The sequence below is a fragment of the Cytobacillus sp. IB215665 genome (assembly GCF_033963835.1).
In the GTDB taxonomy this organism is placed as follows: domain Bacteria; phylum Bacillota; class Bacilli; order Bacillales; family SM2101; genus Nanhaiella.
Map to the genome: position 1 here is coordinate 465,788 of NZ_JAXBME010000002.1, position 16,120 is coordinate 481,907.

A 16,120-nucleotide genomic window follows, 5' to 3' on the forward strand; every position below is an offset into this window, starting at 1 on the left:
GGTAATATGCTAAAATGATAGGAAAACTTACAGGGAGAAGGATCAATTTGAAAATTACATTTACAAAAAAAGCAATAGATCATATAGAAACTAATATGGAACAAAGTAAATTGTTAAAGCTTGCTTATGACACAGAAGGGTGCGGCTGTGTAGTTAGTGGTGTATCGGCATTGTGGATTGTTGATAAAGAAAATGATGATGAGATAAAAGTGGATACGAATTTTATACCATTGCTAATTGATCAATCAAAAACAGTGTTTTTTGATGAGGAGATGACGATTGATTTTACAGAGAATGCAAACTGTTTCATGCTCAAAAGCCCAAGCCAAATCTTAAATCCACGGATGAGCTTATTAGAAATGGGGGAATAGCAGAGCTATAATGATTCATGGCGCTTTTTAAGTATTGAGTTTATACTGTGCTAAAAACTCGTCAAGAACTTGTTCGTAAGCTGTTTTATTCTCTGCTAAAGATAATGCATGTGATCCATTTTGAGCTAGAAATAGCTTTTTGGGTCCTTTTTTTTGTTTGTATAGACTTTTAGTCATTTCAGGTAAAATATAGTCATCCTTTTGACTATGAATAAACAGAATCGGTTGTGTAATATTTTCTACGATTGAAATGGGGGATATGTCCTTTAATGAGTACCCCTCTCGCCATTTTAAAAATAGGTTTGTCAAAGGTATAAACAACTGCTTGGGAAGGTTAACCGACTTCTTTACACGGTAGACTAACTGTTCCTCGAAATCAGAGAAAGGACAATCTGCTATGTAGAAATCAGCTCCATCCTTAACCATGTCAGCATATAATAGTAGTGTTACTGCACCCATTGATTCTCCGTGTATACCAATCATACTATTATGATCGACACGCTTTTTTAACCAGTTAACAACTTCAGCGAGGTCATGCTTTTCGTAATACCCGTAGCTTGTTGTTTTTCCACCTGATTCGCCGTGACGGCGATGATCATATGCAAGAACATTCCAACCTCTCTCTAAAAATACATCCATATATTTAATAGAATTCACTTTATTTACTGTTACACCGTGGCAAAATATCATATACTTATTTGCTTGGTGTGGTGCAATAAGCCAACCGTGGATTTCGTAGTTGTATTTTGATTGTATCTCAATCTTTTGACAAGGCAGTTGTGCAAAAGCTTCAGGTTTAAAGCGACCTTCATTTACTTCTCGGTTATATAGCTCATCATCATCTTTCTTTGAAATATATAAAATTTGATTTGTTAGTATAAATCCAGTAATTACGATAATGGTAAATAACGCTCCAATAAATATGAATAGTGTTATCATAAAGTGCTTTCCCCTTAAAGAGTGATTTATTTTCATTATACCATTAGGGGAAAGATGATCGGAGAGAATGTGTTAATTGAATTTAGGATACTTCGCCATTTCAGCAGGTGACAAATGCTTCTTTAGAGGTGATTCAAGATCTTGTTGGCATATTGATGAAGGAATCTCACCGTAGCTTAGCTTACAGGGCGTTGACTACGGTGAATTTTAAGGTGTCTGTCTTATGATTTAGAATTTTGGCGGTTCGTAGGGTGTGTTGCTTTTTCCAACTCCTCGACAGACATCATAGTATTTGTTGTGTCAGAATTCTGCTTACCTTTTTGGCCACGTGTTTTTTGTTGTTTTGGCATAGATTGAAAAGTCTCCTTTACTAAATTTGTTATACAAATAGTATGGTGAGAAAAATAGTAAGATATTATACCAATATTGTAATAAAAAAATTATAGCGATGTTTTTTGTACAATATCGTCATAGTTACTGTTTAAGGATTTCGTTAAAAATGGGCGGATAACATTGAGGGATTCAGTTAATTTAGTTAGCTCAATGTTCGTATTAATGCCCATTTGATGCATCATAAATACGACGTCTTCTGTAGCTACATTGCCAGTTGCCCCCTTAGCAAACGGACATCCTCCTAACCCACCTACAGACGTATCGAATCGCATAGTACCAGCTTGGAGTGCTGCATAAATATTTGCTATCGCCATTCCGCGTGTGTCATGAAAATGACCGGTGTGTAGTACGTGAGGAAATCTTGCTTTCAATTTTGTAAACAATGAAAAAACTTGTTGTGGATTAGCCATTCCAATCGTATCAGCAACACTTAATTCATCTACTCCAGCATTGACAAAATGAGCGCATAATGACATGACATCCGCCTCAGAAATTTTCCCTTCATAAGGGCAATAAAATGAAGTGGATATACATGCACGTACAAAATAGCCTTTTTCTTTTAACTCATGAATAAGTGGGATTAATTCTGTGACGCTTTCAGCTGTCGTTTTATTAATATTTTTTTTGTTAAACGTGTTACTGACCCCGACAAAAAGGGCAACATGTTTACAAGAAGTTTTGTAAAGCCGGTCAACCCCTTTTTTATTTGGAGTTAACACAAAGTGCCGCTTCGTTGTATCTAAGCAAGATGAAATTATGTCCTCAGCATCTTTCATTTGTGGCACCCATTTTGGTGAGACGAACGATGTTAGCTCCATTTCATGAATACCAGCCTCCATTAAGCTATGAATAAACTGAATTTTTTTTTCAGTAGGAATGAGGGCATTTTCATTTTGTAGCCCATCACGTGGGCCGACCTCAATGATTGTGACTTGATCAGGTAATTGCATAATCATATCCTCCTTCATTTAATAGATGAAAACGCTTACCTTTATTCTATTAAATATTTGAATATTTCGGCAACAATTAAACTAATTTCTAGTAAGATTGCGAATGTCCATATGCTATAATATTGACACACAATGAAGAACGGGAGTGATCAAAATGAAGAAAAATAAACATAAAAAACAGCATAAACACAAGAGTCATGATGATGTATTAAGTGTAAAAGACCGACTTAATTCTTCACTTTTTCAACAATTACAAGAAAAAAAGAATGAATTAGCGATAGAAGAGAAAAGAAGACAAGAAGATGAAGAAAACAGAAAACGAGAAGAACGTCGTCAACGTGAAAAGAACAAATCCTTTGAAGAACTATTAAATGAAAGTAATTTAAATTGGGATGACTATAAATAGATGAATTGGTAGACGCTTCTTTACTCATAATCTACCAAATGTATAGGAGGCTAAGGTGAGAAAGGTTGAGGTACATCGCTATAATTCAGACTGGAGTCAGCAATTTGACTTGGAGAAACAAGCTTTAATGCATATTTATCAAGACCTAGCTGCTAGTTATCATCACATCGGCAGTACATCAATTCCAAATATGTCGGCTAAGCCAATTATTGATATAATGATTGAAGTCGACGACCTGGGGTTAGTAGATAATTTAAATGATCAAATGAAAAATATAGGATATGAAGCAAAAGGAGAAAATGGTGTTGAAGACCGTAGATACTTCCAAAAAGGCGGTAATCATCGAACGCATCACGTACATGTATTTCCAACTGACCACCCACAAGTTTTACGTCATATTATCTTTCGAGATTATCTTATTAATCACTCGGATGAGGCGATGGAATACGCAATTTTAAAGGAACGACTAGCAACACAATATGCAAACGATATTGCTAGTTATATTGCTGGGAAGGATGCCTTTATTAAAGAAATTGATCGTAAAGCTGCAAAATGGTATACCAATAATTGATAAGGGATTGCCTAATATAGATGTTCACAGTAAAGCAGACAAAGAAGGTTTATACGTATTTCTTTGCCTGCTTTTCGTATGTTAATTTGTGTGAAAAAATTGTACCAACTTATCGGTGCAGCTCATATTTGTTAACTTTAGTAACCTCTTGTATTTTTGAATACTGTGAATTTGTTAAACCTATTGTTTTTGCACCTTCAACATTTTCAATAAGTTGTTCGATTCTACTCGCGCCTGGTATAGCAGTTGCTACTTCAGAGCTATGTAAACAATATTGAAGCGCAATTTCAGTTAAGCTGCGGTTGTTACAAATAGCTGTTACTTCACTTCGAACATGGCTTAGTTCTTCGTACGTATAATGAAGGTATCCTTTCTCTAAAACTTTTTTTCTCGCGTTCATTAGAGGTTTTCCAGTTAAGATTCCTTTTGCAAGTGGACCACGTGCAATGACATGAATATTGTTTTTCTGCAACATTGGGAATAATTCTTCAGGACGGCGGTCTAGTATGCTGTATTGCATCATTACACTAACGATTGATGACTTATTGACGAATTCTCGAATGACATTTGGTCGGATAGAGGATATTCCATATTGACGAATGACTCCTTCCCGCTTCAACTGTTCGAAGGCGTCGATTGTATCATCAATATGATCTTCTATCGTCCCACCGTGAAGCTGATATAAATCAATATAATCTGTTTGCAGTCTACGTAAGCTGTCTTTCACAGTCTCTACAATATATTGTTTAGAAGCATCCCAGTACCAGCCGTCTTTGTTATCAGTCCAACGGTTTCCGACTTTCGTTGCGAGAATAATATCATGCCGCCTATTTTTTAATGCTTTACCGACTATTTCTTCATTTACTCCAAAATCATATAAATCAGCTGTGTCAAAAAAATTGATACCAAGATCGAGTGCATGATCAACAATTGATATTGCGTGCTTTTCATCTGTACCTAATGACATACAACCTAGGCCAATTTCACTAACGAATAAATCTGAAGAACCTATTTGTCTTTTGTTCAATTGCATTTCCCCCTTGAACTATATGCTTAATCGACTGAATGTTATGTGACGTACTACTTCTTATTGGAATTTCCATACCACGTCCAAGATTTAGCCCTTTTAAACAGTCTAACAATATTGTAACTTGACAGAATGGGTAAGCTCAAATATGTTGAAACTATATATATTTAATGAGCTTGTTCAATATTTTTCTGAACTTTTGAACAACATCTTGAAGGGGGAATAGAAATGAATCGAGAAGCACTACTCATTATTGATATGAGTAATGATTTTGTATCAGATAAAGGAAATTTAACAGTTGGGAAGCCAGCACAACAAATCGTTGCAAATATTATTAAGGCGGCTGATGATTTTATTGCGAATGATCAAGTAGTTGCAATTTGTATGGATGCACATGAAGAAAATGATCCACATTTTGAATTGTGGCCAGCGCATAACGTGAAGGGTACGTGGGGGCAGGAACTATTTGGTGATTTAGCGGCATGGTTTGAGGAAAATAAAAATCATCCAAATGTTGTATACATCCCGAAGCCTGAATATGATGCATTTTATGACACAGCACTGCATGAAGAATTGCAAAATAGAAATGTAAAAAAAGTACACGTAACAGGTGTCTGTACAGATATTTGTAATTTTTTAACTGCTTACGGTGCATATGCACGAGGATATCAAACGGTTGCGCATCGTGATAAAATGGCAACTTTTACAGAGAATGAAGATACGTTTGTAACACATATGGAAACAGTGTTTAAGACTGAAATAAGGTAAAAGGAGAAATCATGAATCATTTAAAGGAAAAAACAATTAAAAAAAATAAGCTTTTTACTGGGAAAATTATTGATTTATACGTAGAGGATGTAGAATTACCGAACGGTAAAACGAGTAAGCGAGAAATAGTAAAACATCCAGGAGCTGTTGCGGTAATTGCTGTAACGAGTGAGAACAAGATTGTCATGGTACAGCAATATCGGAAACCATTAGAACGTGTCCTTGTTGAAATACCAGCAGGCAAATTGGAACAAGGGGAAGAACCGATTGAAACAGCAAAGAGAGAATTAGAAGAAGAAACAGGTTATACTGCTCACAAGTTAACGCATTTAACATCATTCTACACTTCACCAGGTTTTGCAGATGAACTCGTCCATCTTTATGTTGCAGAAGGTTTAATGAAATTAGAAGTAAAAGCACAATTAGATGAAGATGAATTCGTTGATGTGATTGAGTTAACGTTAGATGAAGCATTAGCTTATATGTCGGAAAAACGAATATATGATGCGAAAACAGCCTATGCTGTTCAATATTTACAAATGAAGCAATTAGCTGATAATAGTAACAACTGATGGAAGGAATGTGATTCCTACACGATGCAACAATATTATGTTGATTTACATATTCATCTCGGAAGGACAAAATCAGGTAAGCCCGTAAAGATCACTGCATCAAAAACAATGACGTTACCAACGATATTACATGAAGCCTTAAATCGTAAAGGACTTAATATGGTTGGTATCATTGATTGCCACGTTCCAGAAGTGCAAAATGAGCTTGAGGACCTATTAAGTGAAGGAGAAATGACTGAACTTGTAGGTGGGGGGCTTTGCTATAAAAATCTTACAGTAATACTTGGGTGTGAAATTGAAGTGTTTGATGAACATTGTAAAGGACCAGTTCATGTTTTAGTGTATTTTCCAACATTAGCAAAGATAAAAGAATTTACACATTGGTTAGAAAGTAGATTGAAAAATATTACGCTAAGTACACAAAGAATATATGGAACGGCTGTTGAATTACAGCAAAAAGTAAAATCAATGTCGGGATTATTTATTCCAGCACATATTTTTACTCCCTATAAAAGCTTGTACGGAAAAGGTGTAGCTTCTTCTCTCGTGGAAGTTTTTGATCCCCAATTAATAGATGCTGTAGAACTAGGTTTAAGTGCAGATTCGTACATGGCTGATCAAATAAATGAGTTACATAACTATACGTATTTATCAAATTCAGACGCCCATTCTGTAGGGAAAATTGCTCGAGAGTACCAAGTGATTCAGATGAAAGCACCAACTTTTCTAGAATTGAGAAAAGCCCTACACAATGATAACAATCGTGCGGTTGTTGCTAATTACGGGCTTGACCCAAAGCTAGGAAAATATTATCACGCAGTATGTGAAAGATGCTTCGCAACTATGGGGCTTGGAGAGGGATGTTGTGTGAAATGCGGACATAAGAAGATAATTAAGGGTGTTTATTATCGTATAAAGGAACTAAAAAACACAAATTCAAAGCGAGAAAATAGACCTAGCTATATTCACCAAGTTCCACTTGAGTTTATACCTGGCATTGGCAAGAAGACATTGCGAAATTTACTTGATCATTTTCAAACTGAAATGGCGATTATACATCAAGTTCCAGAGAAATCATTGCTTCGTGTTGTCAATCGATCAATTGTTAATTCTATTATGAATGCAAGGAACGGTACTCTTTCTGTAGAAACAGGCGGTGGAGGAAAATACGGCAGAGTAAAATTTAAAGATTAGGTATTTATATTATTATTAAGGAGAGGTTGACGTTAGATGAAATGTCAGATATGTGAATCATAGTAGCTAGTGCCACGTATGTTTATATTATACTAGCTTTTCAAGGAGGCACATATCTATGAATCATATAAGCACAAAAACATCTAATACTTTACTCGTATTATCATTAATAATAATATTCTCGAGCTTTATCATCCCTATACTAATTGTTGGGATTATCCAACCGTTAATGATTAATTACGATCAAGGGTATTGGTATTACTCGCCAAATATAACAGCCTACTTATGGATATTTATAGCAGCAATCTTCTTAGGTCTCGGCCTTATCCTATATTACACTTTAGAGAGAAAACTTGGAGATACAATTAAAATAAAAATAATATCATCACTTATTGTACTTAGTTCAATTCCTTGTTACTTATTTGGTATGAATGATTACACATATATGACTCACGATACTATAAAATTTAATGCTCCACTGTCAATGAAAGAAACAGAATACAAGTGGGATGAAGTAACGAAAGCACAAGTAATTTACAATAATGATGGCGTAAGGGTATTACACTTAGAATATGAAAATGACGTAGAATTTGAGATAGATGCAAGAAAGTACTATAAAAATGGTATTCTTATTAGAAAGATACTTGATCGTAACGGGATCAAGGTAGAGTATCCAAGTTAGTATACATGCTAATAATTAATTTAAAAAACAATCCTTTTAGTGAGAAAGGGTTGTTTTTTTATTTGTAAATCATGTTATAAAATATAACATGATATGTAATTTAATTGCTTTATAAATGTATAATTTAAATTTATGTAATAAAATGTGACATAAAAATAGTGACAATGATCATAAAATATGGCATAATTACAATTATTAAAAAAACACTGAAAATTAAATGTTGTGAATGTCATGAAATATAACATGGATTTACAGTGTCCAAATAGATATTAAATCAAGGAGTGATAAAATGAACGAAAATATTTACGAAGGAAACAAAAAGATTTTATTTATGACTACCTTTGCTTTTTTCTTATCATTTGTTGTTTGGTTTAATATGGCCCCTTTTAATACGACCTTAATGAAGGTGCTACAGTTAACAAAAGAACAGATTACGGTTTTAATGACAATTAATGTAGCATTAACTATTCCAGCAAGAATCATTATTGGCATGTTAGTCGATCGTTTCGGACCGAGGAAAGTATACTCTTCACTACTAATTGTTATGAGTATACCGTGTTTTGTGTTTGCCTTTGGTACTTCTTTTTGGCAGTTATTTATAGCTCGTGCCTTTTTAGGAATTATCGGAGCTGGCTTTGTTATAGGAATAAGAATGGTTTCTGAATGGTTCCCCCAAAAACAACTTGGTTTAGTAGAAGGGATATACGGAGGATGGGGAAATTTTGGTTCAGCAGCTGCAGCATTTAGTTTACCGATCATTGCTCTATGGGTTGGTGGAGATGACGGCTGGAGATATGCGATTGGGTTAACTGGGTTACTTAGTTTAATATACGGATTTATCTATTATCGATCGGTGCAAGATACACCTGCAAAAAAGGTATACCAGATTCCAAAGAGGTCTGGTGCGATGGAAGTAACTAGCTATAAGAGTATGATTGGACTCATAGTGATGACTCTACCGTTGTATGGAGTACTTGGTTTGTTAACATGGAAACTCAAAAATGTGAATTTTATAGGTGCAAATATTGCCTTAGCAATATATATCGTTTTAGCTGTTTTATATTTATTTAACGTCTATAAAATATGGAGTGTAAACAAACACCATTTAAAAACTGGGGTACCTAAAGAAGAACAGTATTCTTTTAAACAAGTAGCCATATTAGATTTTGCCTATTTAATAACATTTGGTTCTGAATTAGCTGTCGTTTCGATGCTCCCGATGTTTTTTGAAGAAACATTTAATTTAACTGTTGCACAAGCTGGAATGATTGGTGGGAGCTTTGCTTTCATGAATTTAGTTGCACGTCCAGGTGGAGGGTGGCTTAGCGATAAATTTGGCAGAAAAAAAACATTAATGGTCTTGCTTCTATGTCTTGGAGCAGCTTATATTGCTATGTCACAAATCTCTTCAAGTTGGTCACTTGTAGCCGCTGTTCTCTTAACGATGGTATGCTCATTCTTCGTTCAAGCTGGAGAAGGATCTGTATTCTCAATGGTACCATTAGTAAAAAAGCGAATTACAGGTCAAGTAGCTGGGATGGTAGGTGCATATGGAAATGTAGGTTCGGTTATCTTCTTGACAGTTTTAAGCTTTCTCAACCCATCATTATTTTTTATGATTATCGGCATAGGTGCCTTCGCTTGTTTTATCGCAGCTTTCTTTCTTGTTGAACCTAAATTGGAAAATGAAGCTATTGTTGCAGCGATGGAACCGAAACAAGAGGAGCTCGTTGGATAAGTTAATTTTATCTCTTGCTTTACAAGTAGCTTAGCTCCAGGTGCCAACGAATCGAGGTCGCATAGACATTATACATGATGAAAAAACTTCCTGTGTAATGCTTCCAGCGCTTGTCGGAAATGAGCAAGATGGATACGTAAATAGCAACAATGTTGACAAAAAGAGCCTTTCTTAAAAATTAAAAACATCGGAGGGATACTTGTGCTGAATAAAAAGAAATTAGTTCTTATAGGTAATGGTATGGCGGGTGTTCGTTGTATTGAAGAGGTTATTAAGCTGAACCCTAATCAATTTGAAATTACGGTTATCGGTGAAGAACCACACCCTAATTATAATAGAATTTTACTTTCAACTGTGCTAGCAGGAGATACATCACTTGAAGATATAACGATTAATGACTGGCAGTGGTATAAAGAAAATAATATTGAATTGTTTACCGGTCATAAAGTACAAGAAATTAACACGGCTACAAAATCGGTTATAACTGATAAGTTAATAGAAATTAATTATGATGAATTAATCATTGCTACAGGATCTGTACCATTTATTCTCCCTCTTCCAGGCGCTGATAAAGAAGGAGTAACTGCATTTCGTGATATTAAAGATTGTGAAAGAATGATTGATGCTTCAAAAAATTATAAAAAAGCAGCCGTAATAGGTGGAGGCTTATTAGGCTTAGAGGCTGCAAGAGGTTTGTTGAATTTAGGTATGGAAGTTGATGTCATTCATATAGAAAAGTATTTGATGGAAAGGCAGCTTGATCCAAAAGCATCCAAACTACTTGAAGAAGAGCTTACGAAGCAAGGGATGAATTTTTTATTAGAGAAGCAAACGAAAGAGATCATTGGTGGAGATCGTGTAGAAGGGCTGCGCTTTGCTGACGGGACAGAAATTACTGCTGATTTAGTTGTGATGGCGGTGGGGATACGTCCAAATGTTGAACTAGCAAAAATAAGCGGTATAGAAACAAATAGAGGCATTGTCGTAAATGATTACATGCAAACGTCAATACCACATGTTTATGCTGTTGGAGAATGTGCTGAACATCGAGAAGTTGTATACGGATTAGTTGCTCCACTATACGAACAAGGTCAAGTACTAGCTACAAAATTGCATGAGATTGATGATAAAAAATATGAAGGTTCTGTCGTCTCGACAAAACTAAAAGTATCCGGTGTAGATGTTTTTTCTGCCGGAGAGTTCCAAGAAGATGTAAATGACAAGAGTATGCAAATTTACGATGAATATAACAATATTTATAAAAAGGTCGTTATTCGTGATAGCAAAGTAGTCGGCGCGGTATTATATGGTGATATTATTGATGGAACTAAGCTGCTTCAGATGATGCAAAAACAAACATTGATAAGTGACATGGCTCCTTTATCATTTGTACAAGGACAAAGTAATGGAAGTGGAGAACAGTCAATCTTAGCATCTATGGAGATGGATGATCAAGTTTGTGGGTGTAATGGTATAACGAAAGGAATGATTGTTGAAGCAATAAAGTCAAATGATTTAAGTTCTGTTTCAGAAGTTAAATCATGTACGAAAGCTGGAACTTCGTGTGGAGGTTGTTCACCTCTTGTTAGTGAGCTAGTTAAGGAAACGTTAGGAGAAAGCTTTGAAGAAACTGAACAAATACAGTCAATTTGTGAATGTACATCGTTAACTAGAGATGAGATTGTTGAAAATATACGAATGATGGGCTTAACTCATATCCGTGAAGTAATGAACGTGTTAGGCTGGCAATCTGATGAAGGGTGTTCAAAGTGTCGACCAGCTATAAACTATTATTTAGGGATGGTGCATCCAACGGAGTATGTAGACGAATTAGAATCTAGATTTGTGAACGAAAGAATGCATGCAAACATTCAAAAAGATGGCACTTATTCTGTCGTTCCGCGAATGTATGGTGGGGTAACTAATGCACAAGAATTAAGGCGTATTGCAGACGTTGCAGAGAAATATGAAGTTCCGATGGTGAAGTTAACAGGTGGTCAACGAATTGACTTACTTGGGATTAAGAAAGAAGATTTGCCAAAGGTATGGGAAGAGTTGGATATGCCTTCTGGTTATGCATACGGGAAAGCGATACGTACTGTTAAAACTTGTGTAGGGTCAGAGTTTTGTAGATTTGGAACACAGAACTCAACGCAGATGGGTATAGATCTTGAGAAGAAATTTGAAAGATTAAATACACCTGCCAAGGTGAAGATGAGCGTCTCTGCTTGTCCGAGGAATTGTGCAGAAAGTGCGATAAAAGATATTGGGATTGTTGGAGTAAGTGATGGTTGGGAGTTATATATCGGTGGTAATGGAGGTACTAACTTACGTGCAGGTGACCTGTTATGTAAAGTGAAAACAGCCGATGAGGTTATACAATGGAGTGCAGCTATTCTCCAATACTATCGTGAAACAGGGGAGTATGGGGAAAGAACTTCTGCTTGGGTTGAGAGAATGGGTTTGGCAGCGATTGGTGATGTATTGGCTAGTGAGGAAGTACGTTCGTCATTAAATGAACGAATTGAGGTAGCTTTAGCTACACTAAAAGATCCATGGGAAGATGTCGTTAATGATAAAGATAAACAACATAAATTGTATAACAGTTATTCGTTAACAACAATTTAGGAGTGATATAAATGAATAAAATAGAGATTGCAAAATATAGTGAGTTGCCTCAGAGGGTAGGAAAATCAGTAAAGCTAAATAATACAGAAATTGCATTGTTTCGTTTATCTAATGGAGAAGTTTATGCTGTTGAAAATAAATGTCCCCATAACGGTGGCACATTAGCAGAAGGAATAGTGAGTGGTAATGTTGTCTACTGTCCTTTACATGAGTGGAAAATATGTTTGGAAGATGGTAAAGTACAGCAACCAGATACAGGTTGCGTAAAAGTTTATGATGTTGAAGTGAAGAATGACAAAATTTTACTTACTGTGTAGGGTGGAATAAATGAACGATTTACTGAAACATTTTCGTGAAAAACAAAAACAATTAAATAATGAAAAAATAATGAACACCCAATGTCCATATTGTAGTATGCAGTGTAGTATGCAATTGATTGAGGAACGTATCATTGAACGAATGAAATACAAGGTTGTTCCTAATAAAATGGATCCTACTTCACAGGGAAAGCTATGTATAAAAGGATTAAATGCACATCAACATGTGATTAATGATAAGCGAATAACGTCCCCAATGCTAAAGATAGATGGTGAATTTGTAAAAATCACATGGGACATGGCATTAGAAATTATTAAGGGGAAATTCAAGAGTATTCAAGAAGAAGATGGGTTCGATGCTTTATCTGTGTATGGCGGAGGGTCATTAACGAATGAAGAAGCATATATGTTAGGGAAATTTGCTAGAGTCGCCTTGAAAACTAGACATATAGACTATAACGGAAGGTTTTGCATGTCTTCGGCGGCAACTGCTGCTAACGATGCTTTTGGTATTGATCGTGGTATGACGAACCCATTGTCAGATATTCCATTAGCTAAATGCATCATTTTAGCGGGAACAAATATCGCTGAATGTCAACCTACGATCATGCCATATTTTCTAAAAGCCAAAAAGAATGGTGCGTTTATTATTGCTATTGACCCAAGGGAAACGGCTACAACCAAAATAGCAGATATACATTTGCAATTAAAGCCAGGGACTGATTGGAGTTTAGTCAATGGGATGTTAAAGGTGTTGGTTGAAGAAGGATATGCCAATAAGGATTTTATTGAAAATAGAACACATGGCTATAACGATCTACAACAATTTCTTTGTAATATACAATTAACAGATATAGTTGAGCAAACGGGTATTCATGAAAAACAAATACGCCTAGCAGCAGAAATGTATGGTAAAGCAAATTCAGCGATGGTATTCACTGCTAGAGGTGTCGAACAACATGTAAATGGTAATGAAACTGTTAGAAACTTTATTAATCTATGTTTAATTACTGGGAAAATTGGTAGAGAAGGTTGTGGCTATGGTGCAATCACTGGACAGGGTAATGGTCAGGGTGGTAGAGAGCATGGTCAAAAAGCGGATCAATTACCGGGCTACCGATCTATAAATAATATGGAACATCGAAAGCATATTGCTTCTGTTTGGGGTATGAATGAATTCGATCTTCCTTCCAAAGGGGTTTCCGCTTATGAAATGATAGAGAAAATTGATAGAAAGGAGATTACAGGGTTATTAGTAGTAGGGTCAAATCCAGTTGTGTCTAATCCAAATGCGATTTTTGTAGAAAAATCATTAAAAAAATTAAATTTTCTTGTCGTTGTAGATATGTTCATCTCAGAAACTGCCCAACTAGCAGATTTACTTTTACCGTCTTCTTCTTATTTAGAAAACGAAGGAACGATGACGAATTTAGAAGGTAGAATAACGTTAAGAAATGGTGAAAGAAAAAAACCGGGTGAAGTTAAACATGATTGGGAAATTCTTCGTGATATTGCAACAATACTTGGAGAAGGAGAATATTTTAATTACGCTACCTCTGAAGACATATTTAATGAGCTTAGAGTAGCAAGTCGAGGAGGAAGGGCTGATTATGCTGGTGTTACTTATGAAAGGTTAAATAATAAAGAAAAGCTGTATTGGCCTTGTCCAAATAGTGACCATCCAGGAACAGAGAGGCTTTTTAGCGATCAGTTTGCACATACAGATGGGAGAGCAGTAATCAAAGTCATAGCAACTACACCTAACCGTGAAGCAATCTCAGAAGATTACCCTCTATACTTGACGACAGGTAGAGTATTAGCACATTATTTATCAGGAACTCAAACTAGACGAAGTTCATCACTCAACTCGCGTTATCCTGAATCACATATTGAAATTCACCCGTTAGCCGCAAAGAAGTTTGGAGTTAAAGATAAAAGTTTTGTTAAGCTGGAGTCAAAAAGGGGAAGTGTCGTCGTACGATGCAAAATAACACCGAAAATTCGACGTGATACAGTCTTTGTACCATTTCACTGGGGAGATATACAAAATATTAATCGAATTACTGATCCCTCCTTTGACCCATCATGTAAAATGCCAAGCTTTAAGCTATGCGCTGTAAAAATAAGTCCGTTTTAGCATGTTTTCAAAATAGATGAAGCCGATTTAGTCATGTGTTTTCTCGTTGATTGTTGTTTTTCGTACTAAGATTTAATTATACGCAACTTAAGTTGGTGGCGGCTTTTCTCTGATAAAACGATGATCAACGTATAAAACTACATGTTTCGGTTTGGTTATAATGGCAACAAAAAAGAGCTTTTCTCCAAGGCGATTGAACAACTGCTATTAAGGGAATTTAATTGTTTAATAATACATTCTCCTTTTCATAGATAAAAAAAAACGATATAGTATTGACAATCACACTTAGCTAATTACTGAAAAGGGGGATTTCTGTGCAACAGTGGATTAAAGAAGTTGGTAGAGGAAAAAAGGGTTCAAAAGATTTAACTTATGAAGAAATGCGTGAAGCTGCACGCTTAATTTCAAGTGGTAAGGCAACCGACTCACAAATTAGTGCTTTTTTAATAGCGGAGCGAATGAAGGGAGAAACATATAGTGAAGTACTTGGCTTTATCGATGAACTTAAAGGGTGCTCAAAGAAGCTAAACCTTCCATCTACCATTTCAGATGACTTAATTGATTTTGCTGGTCCATATGATGGTAGGAAAGGTTTTGTTACAACTGTTCCTACTTCATTATTATTAGCGGAAGCTGGTGTGCCAGTTTTATTACATAGTAGTGACACTTTACCTCCTAAACATGGCATGACAATTAAAGATATCCTCTCAGAATTATCGATTCAGACAAATGCAACACCAAAACAAATTGAGGACTCAATTATGAGTAATCAAATCGGCTTTGTTTGGACAGAAAATCTATGTGAACCTTTGAAAAAAATAAGGCATATTCGAGAAGAAATTGGCGTTCGTTCAATTATTAATACAGTTGAGAAAATGCTTAACCTTGGAAATGCAAAGAAAATGATGGTAGGTGTATTTCATAAAACTGCAGTAGATAAACTCATTCCAATTATCCAACAATCTAGTTATGATGTTGGCTATGTTGTCCAAGGTGAAGACGGATCAGAGGACTTACCTATCCATCGTAAGAGTTTTGTTTACAAGGTAACCAATAGTCATGCAGAATCATTTTTATTAAACCCTGAGCAGTATGGGTTAAAGTATGAGAAAGATGATGAGGTTCTTACAAAGCAAGAGCAGGCAACGATCATGAAAAGAATATTAAACGGTGAACAAGCTCCAGAATTATTACCGTTGCGAGCAAAAGTTATTTATAACACCGCGGTTAGGTATTTCTTATTTAATATAACACCTACAATTGAAGGAGGAATTGAAAAAGCGACGGAGCAACTAAATGAGGGTAAAGGTATATCTCAATTAAACCGGTGGCAGCAATTGCTCTATTCTTAATTTTTGTGTTGTAAGAGGCTGGGACAAAACCCACCTCTGAAATGAAAAAGCCGTTGAAATTTTACTCGTTGTAAA

16 protein-coding genes are annotated in these 16,120 nt (G+C 35.6%); 12 read left to right on the forward strand and 4 right to left on the reverse strand.

What is annotated here, in order from left to right:
• Positions 1-47: 47 nt before the first annotated feature.
• A complete protein-coding gene (locus tag SLH52_RS04210; RefSeq protein WP_320208028.1) occupies positions 48-371 on the forward strand; it encodes an iron-sulfur cluster biosynthesis family protein in 324 nt (107 codons plus the stop codon).
• 27 nt (positions 372-398) lie between these two features.
• Here the strand turns inward: SLH52_RS04210 and SLH52_RS04215 are convergent, their stop codons facing one another.
• The 3 genes from SLH52_RS04215 to SLH52_RS04225 form a co-directional block, all read right to left on the reverse strand.
• Entirely contained in the window at positions 399-1,310 is a 912-nt protein-coding gene (locus tag SLH52_RS04215) for an alpha/beta hydrolase (RefSeq protein WP_320208029.1), read from the reverse strand.
• Between the two features lie 221 nt (positions 1,311-1,531).
• On the reverse strand, positions 1,532-1,660 hold the full coding sequence (locus SLH52_RS04220) for a hypothetical protein (RefSeq protein ID WP_320208030.1): 129 nt from the start codon (positions 1,658-1,660) through the stop codon (positions 1,532-1,534).
• Between the two features lie 90 nt (positions 1,661-1,750).
• A complete protein-coding gene (locus tag SLH52_RS04225) occupies positions 1,751-2,653 on the reverse strand; it encodes a hydroxymethylglutaryl-CoA lyase (RefSeq protein WP_320208031.1) in 903 nt (300 codons plus the stop codon).
• 154 nt (positions 2,654-2,807) lie between these two features.
• Between SLH52_RS04225 and SLH52_RS04230 the strand changes: the two genes are divergently transcribed.
• Together SLH52_RS04230 and SLH52_RS04235 are read left to right on the forward strand one after the other, a co-directional pair.
• Positions 2,808-3,059 carry a YqkE family protein gene (locus SLH52_RS04230; protein WP_320208032.1) on the forward strand — a complete coding sequence of 84 codons (252 nt, stop codon included), beginning with the start codon at positions 2,808-2,810 and terminating at the stop codon, positions 3,057-3,059.
• Positions 3,060-3,114: 55 nt separating this feature from the next.
• Positions 3,115-3,630: a GrpB family protein gene (locus SLH52_RS04235; protein WP_320208033.1), complete on the forward strand. Its 516-nt coding sequence runs from the start codon at positions 3,115-3,117 to the stop codon at positions 3,628-3,630.
• Between the two features lie 109 nt (positions 3,631-3,739).
• Here SLH52_RS04235 and SLH52_RS04240 read toward each other — a convergent pair whose 3' ends face one another.
• Positions 3,740-4,657: an aldo/keto reductase gene (locus tag SLH52_RS04240; protein ID WP_320208034.1), complete on the reverse strand. Its 918-nt coding sequence runs from the start codon at positions 4,655-4,657 to the stop codon at positions 3,740-3,742.
• Positions 4,658-4,885: 228 nt separating this feature from the next.
• On the opposite strand from SLH52_RS04240, the gene SLH52_RS04245 reads away from it, so the two are divergent.
• From SLH52_RS04245 to SLH52_RS04285, 9 genes are all read left to right on the forward strand, one after another.
• Positions 4,886-5,425, forward strand: a complete 540-nt coding sequence (locus tag SLH52_RS04245) for an isochorismatase family cysteine hydrolase (protein ID WP_320208035.1) — start codon at positions 4,886-4,888, stop codon at positions 5,423-5,425.
• An 11-nt stretch (positions 5,426-5,436) separates the two neighbouring features.
• Positions 5,437-5,997: an NUDIX hydrolase gene (locus SLH52_RS04250; protein WP_320208036.1), complete on the forward strand. Its 561-nt coding sequence runs from the start codon at positions 5,437-5,439 to the stop codon at positions 5,995-5,997.
• A gap of 24 nt (positions 5,998-6,021) precedes the next feature.
• The gene (locus tag SLH52_RS04255; protein ID WP_320208037.1) at positions 6,022-7,191 is read left to right on the forward strand and encodes an endonuclease Q family protein; all 1,170 of its coding nucleotides are present in this window, start codon (positions 6,022-6,024) and stop codon (positions 7,189-7,191) included.
• A 118-nt stretch (positions 7,192-7,309) separates the two neighbouring features.
• Positions 7,310-7,873, forward strand: coding sequence for a hypothetical protein (locus tag SLH52_RS04260; protein WP_320208038.1), 564 nt, complete (start codon positions 7,310-7,312; stop codon positions 7,871-7,873).
• Between the two features lie 289 nt (positions 7,874-8,162).
• Positions 8,163-9,611 carry a NarK family nitrate/nitrite MFS transporter gene (locus SLH52_RS04265; protein WP_320208039.1) on the forward strand — a complete coding sequence of 483 codons (1,449 nt, stop codon included), beginning with the start codon at positions 8,163-8,165 and terminating at the stop codon, positions 9,609-9,611.
• A 204-nt stretch (positions 9,612-9,815) separates the two neighbouring features.
• On the forward strand, positions 9,816-12,239 hold the full coding sequence (nirB, locus tag SLH52_RS04270) for a nitrite reductase large subunit NirB (RefSeq protein WP_320208062.1): 2,424 nt from the start codon (positions 9,816-9,818) through the stop codon (positions 12,237-12,239).
• Between the two features lie 11 nt (positions 12,240-12,250).
• Positions 12,251-12,556 carry a nitrite reductase small subunit NirD gene (nirD, locus tag SLH52_RS04275; RefSeq protein ID WP_320208040.1) on the forward strand — a complete coding sequence of 102 codons (306 nt, stop codon included), beginning with the start codon at positions 12,251-12,253 and terminating at the stop codon, positions 12,554-12,556.
• A gap of 10 nt (positions 12,557-12,566) precedes the next feature.
• A complete protein-coding gene (gene nasC / locus SLH52_RS04280; protein WP_320208041.1) occupies positions 12,567-14,693 on the forward strand; it encodes an assimilatory nitrate reductase catalytic subunit NasC in 2,127 nt (708 codons plus the stop codon).
• 314 nt (positions 14,694-15,007) lie between these two features.
• Entirely contained in the window at positions 15,008-16,045 is a 1,038-nt protein-coding gene (locus SLH52_RS04285) for an anthranilate phosphoribosyltransferase (RefSeq protein WP_320208042.1), read from the forward strand.
• The last annotated feature ends 75 nt before the right edge of the window (positions 16,046-16,120 follow it).

What these genes read in the sequence shown, in the direction of transcription:
- SLH52_RS04260 (WP_320208038.1), top strand. Translation starts at nt 7,310, where the DNA reads ATGAATCATATAAGCACAAAAACATCTAATACTTTACTCGTATTATCA.
- SLH52_RS04265 (WP_320208039.1), top strand. Translation starts at nt 8,163, where the DNA reads ATGAACGAAAATATTTACGAAGGAAACAAAAAGATTTTATTTATGACT.
- SLH52_RS04220 (WP_320208030.1), bottom strand. Translation starts at nt 1,660, where the DNA reads ATGCCAAAACAACAAAAAACACGTGGCCAAAAAGGTAAGCAGAATTCT.
- SLH52_RS04215 (WP_320208029.1), bottom strand. Translation starts at nt 1,310, where the DNA reads ATGATAACACTATTCATATTTATTGGAGCGTTATTTACCATTATCGTA.
- nasC (WP_320208041.1), top strand. Translation starts at nt 12,567, where the DNA reads ATGAACGATTTACTGAAACATTTTCGTGAAAAACAAAAACAATTAAAT.
- SLH52_RS04255 (WP_320208037.1), top strand. Translation starts at nt 6,022, where the DNA reads ATGCAACAATATTATGTTGATTTACATATTCATCTCGGAAGGACAAAA.
- nirD (WP_320208040.1), top strand. Translation starts at nt 12,251, where the DNA reads ATGAATAAAATAGAGATTGCAAAATATAGTGAGTTGCCTCAGAGGGTA.
- SLH52_RS04230 (WP_320208032.1), top strand. Translation starts at nt 2,808, where the DNA reads ATGAAGAAAAATAAACATAAAAAACAGCATAAACACAAGAGTCATGAT.
- SLH52_RS04245 (WP_320208035.1), top strand. Translation starts at nt 4,886, where the DNA reads ATGAATCGAGAAGCACTACTCATTATTGATATGAGTAATGATTTTGTA.
- SLH52_RS04250 (WP_320208036.1), top strand. Translation starts at nt 5,437, where the DNA reads ATGAATCATTTAAAGGAAAAAACAATTAAAAAAAATAAGCTTTTTACT.
- SLH52_RS04225 (WP_320208031.1), bottom strand. Translation starts at nt 2,653, where the DNA reads ATGCAATTACCTGATCAAGTCACAATCATTGAGGTCGGCCCACGTGAT.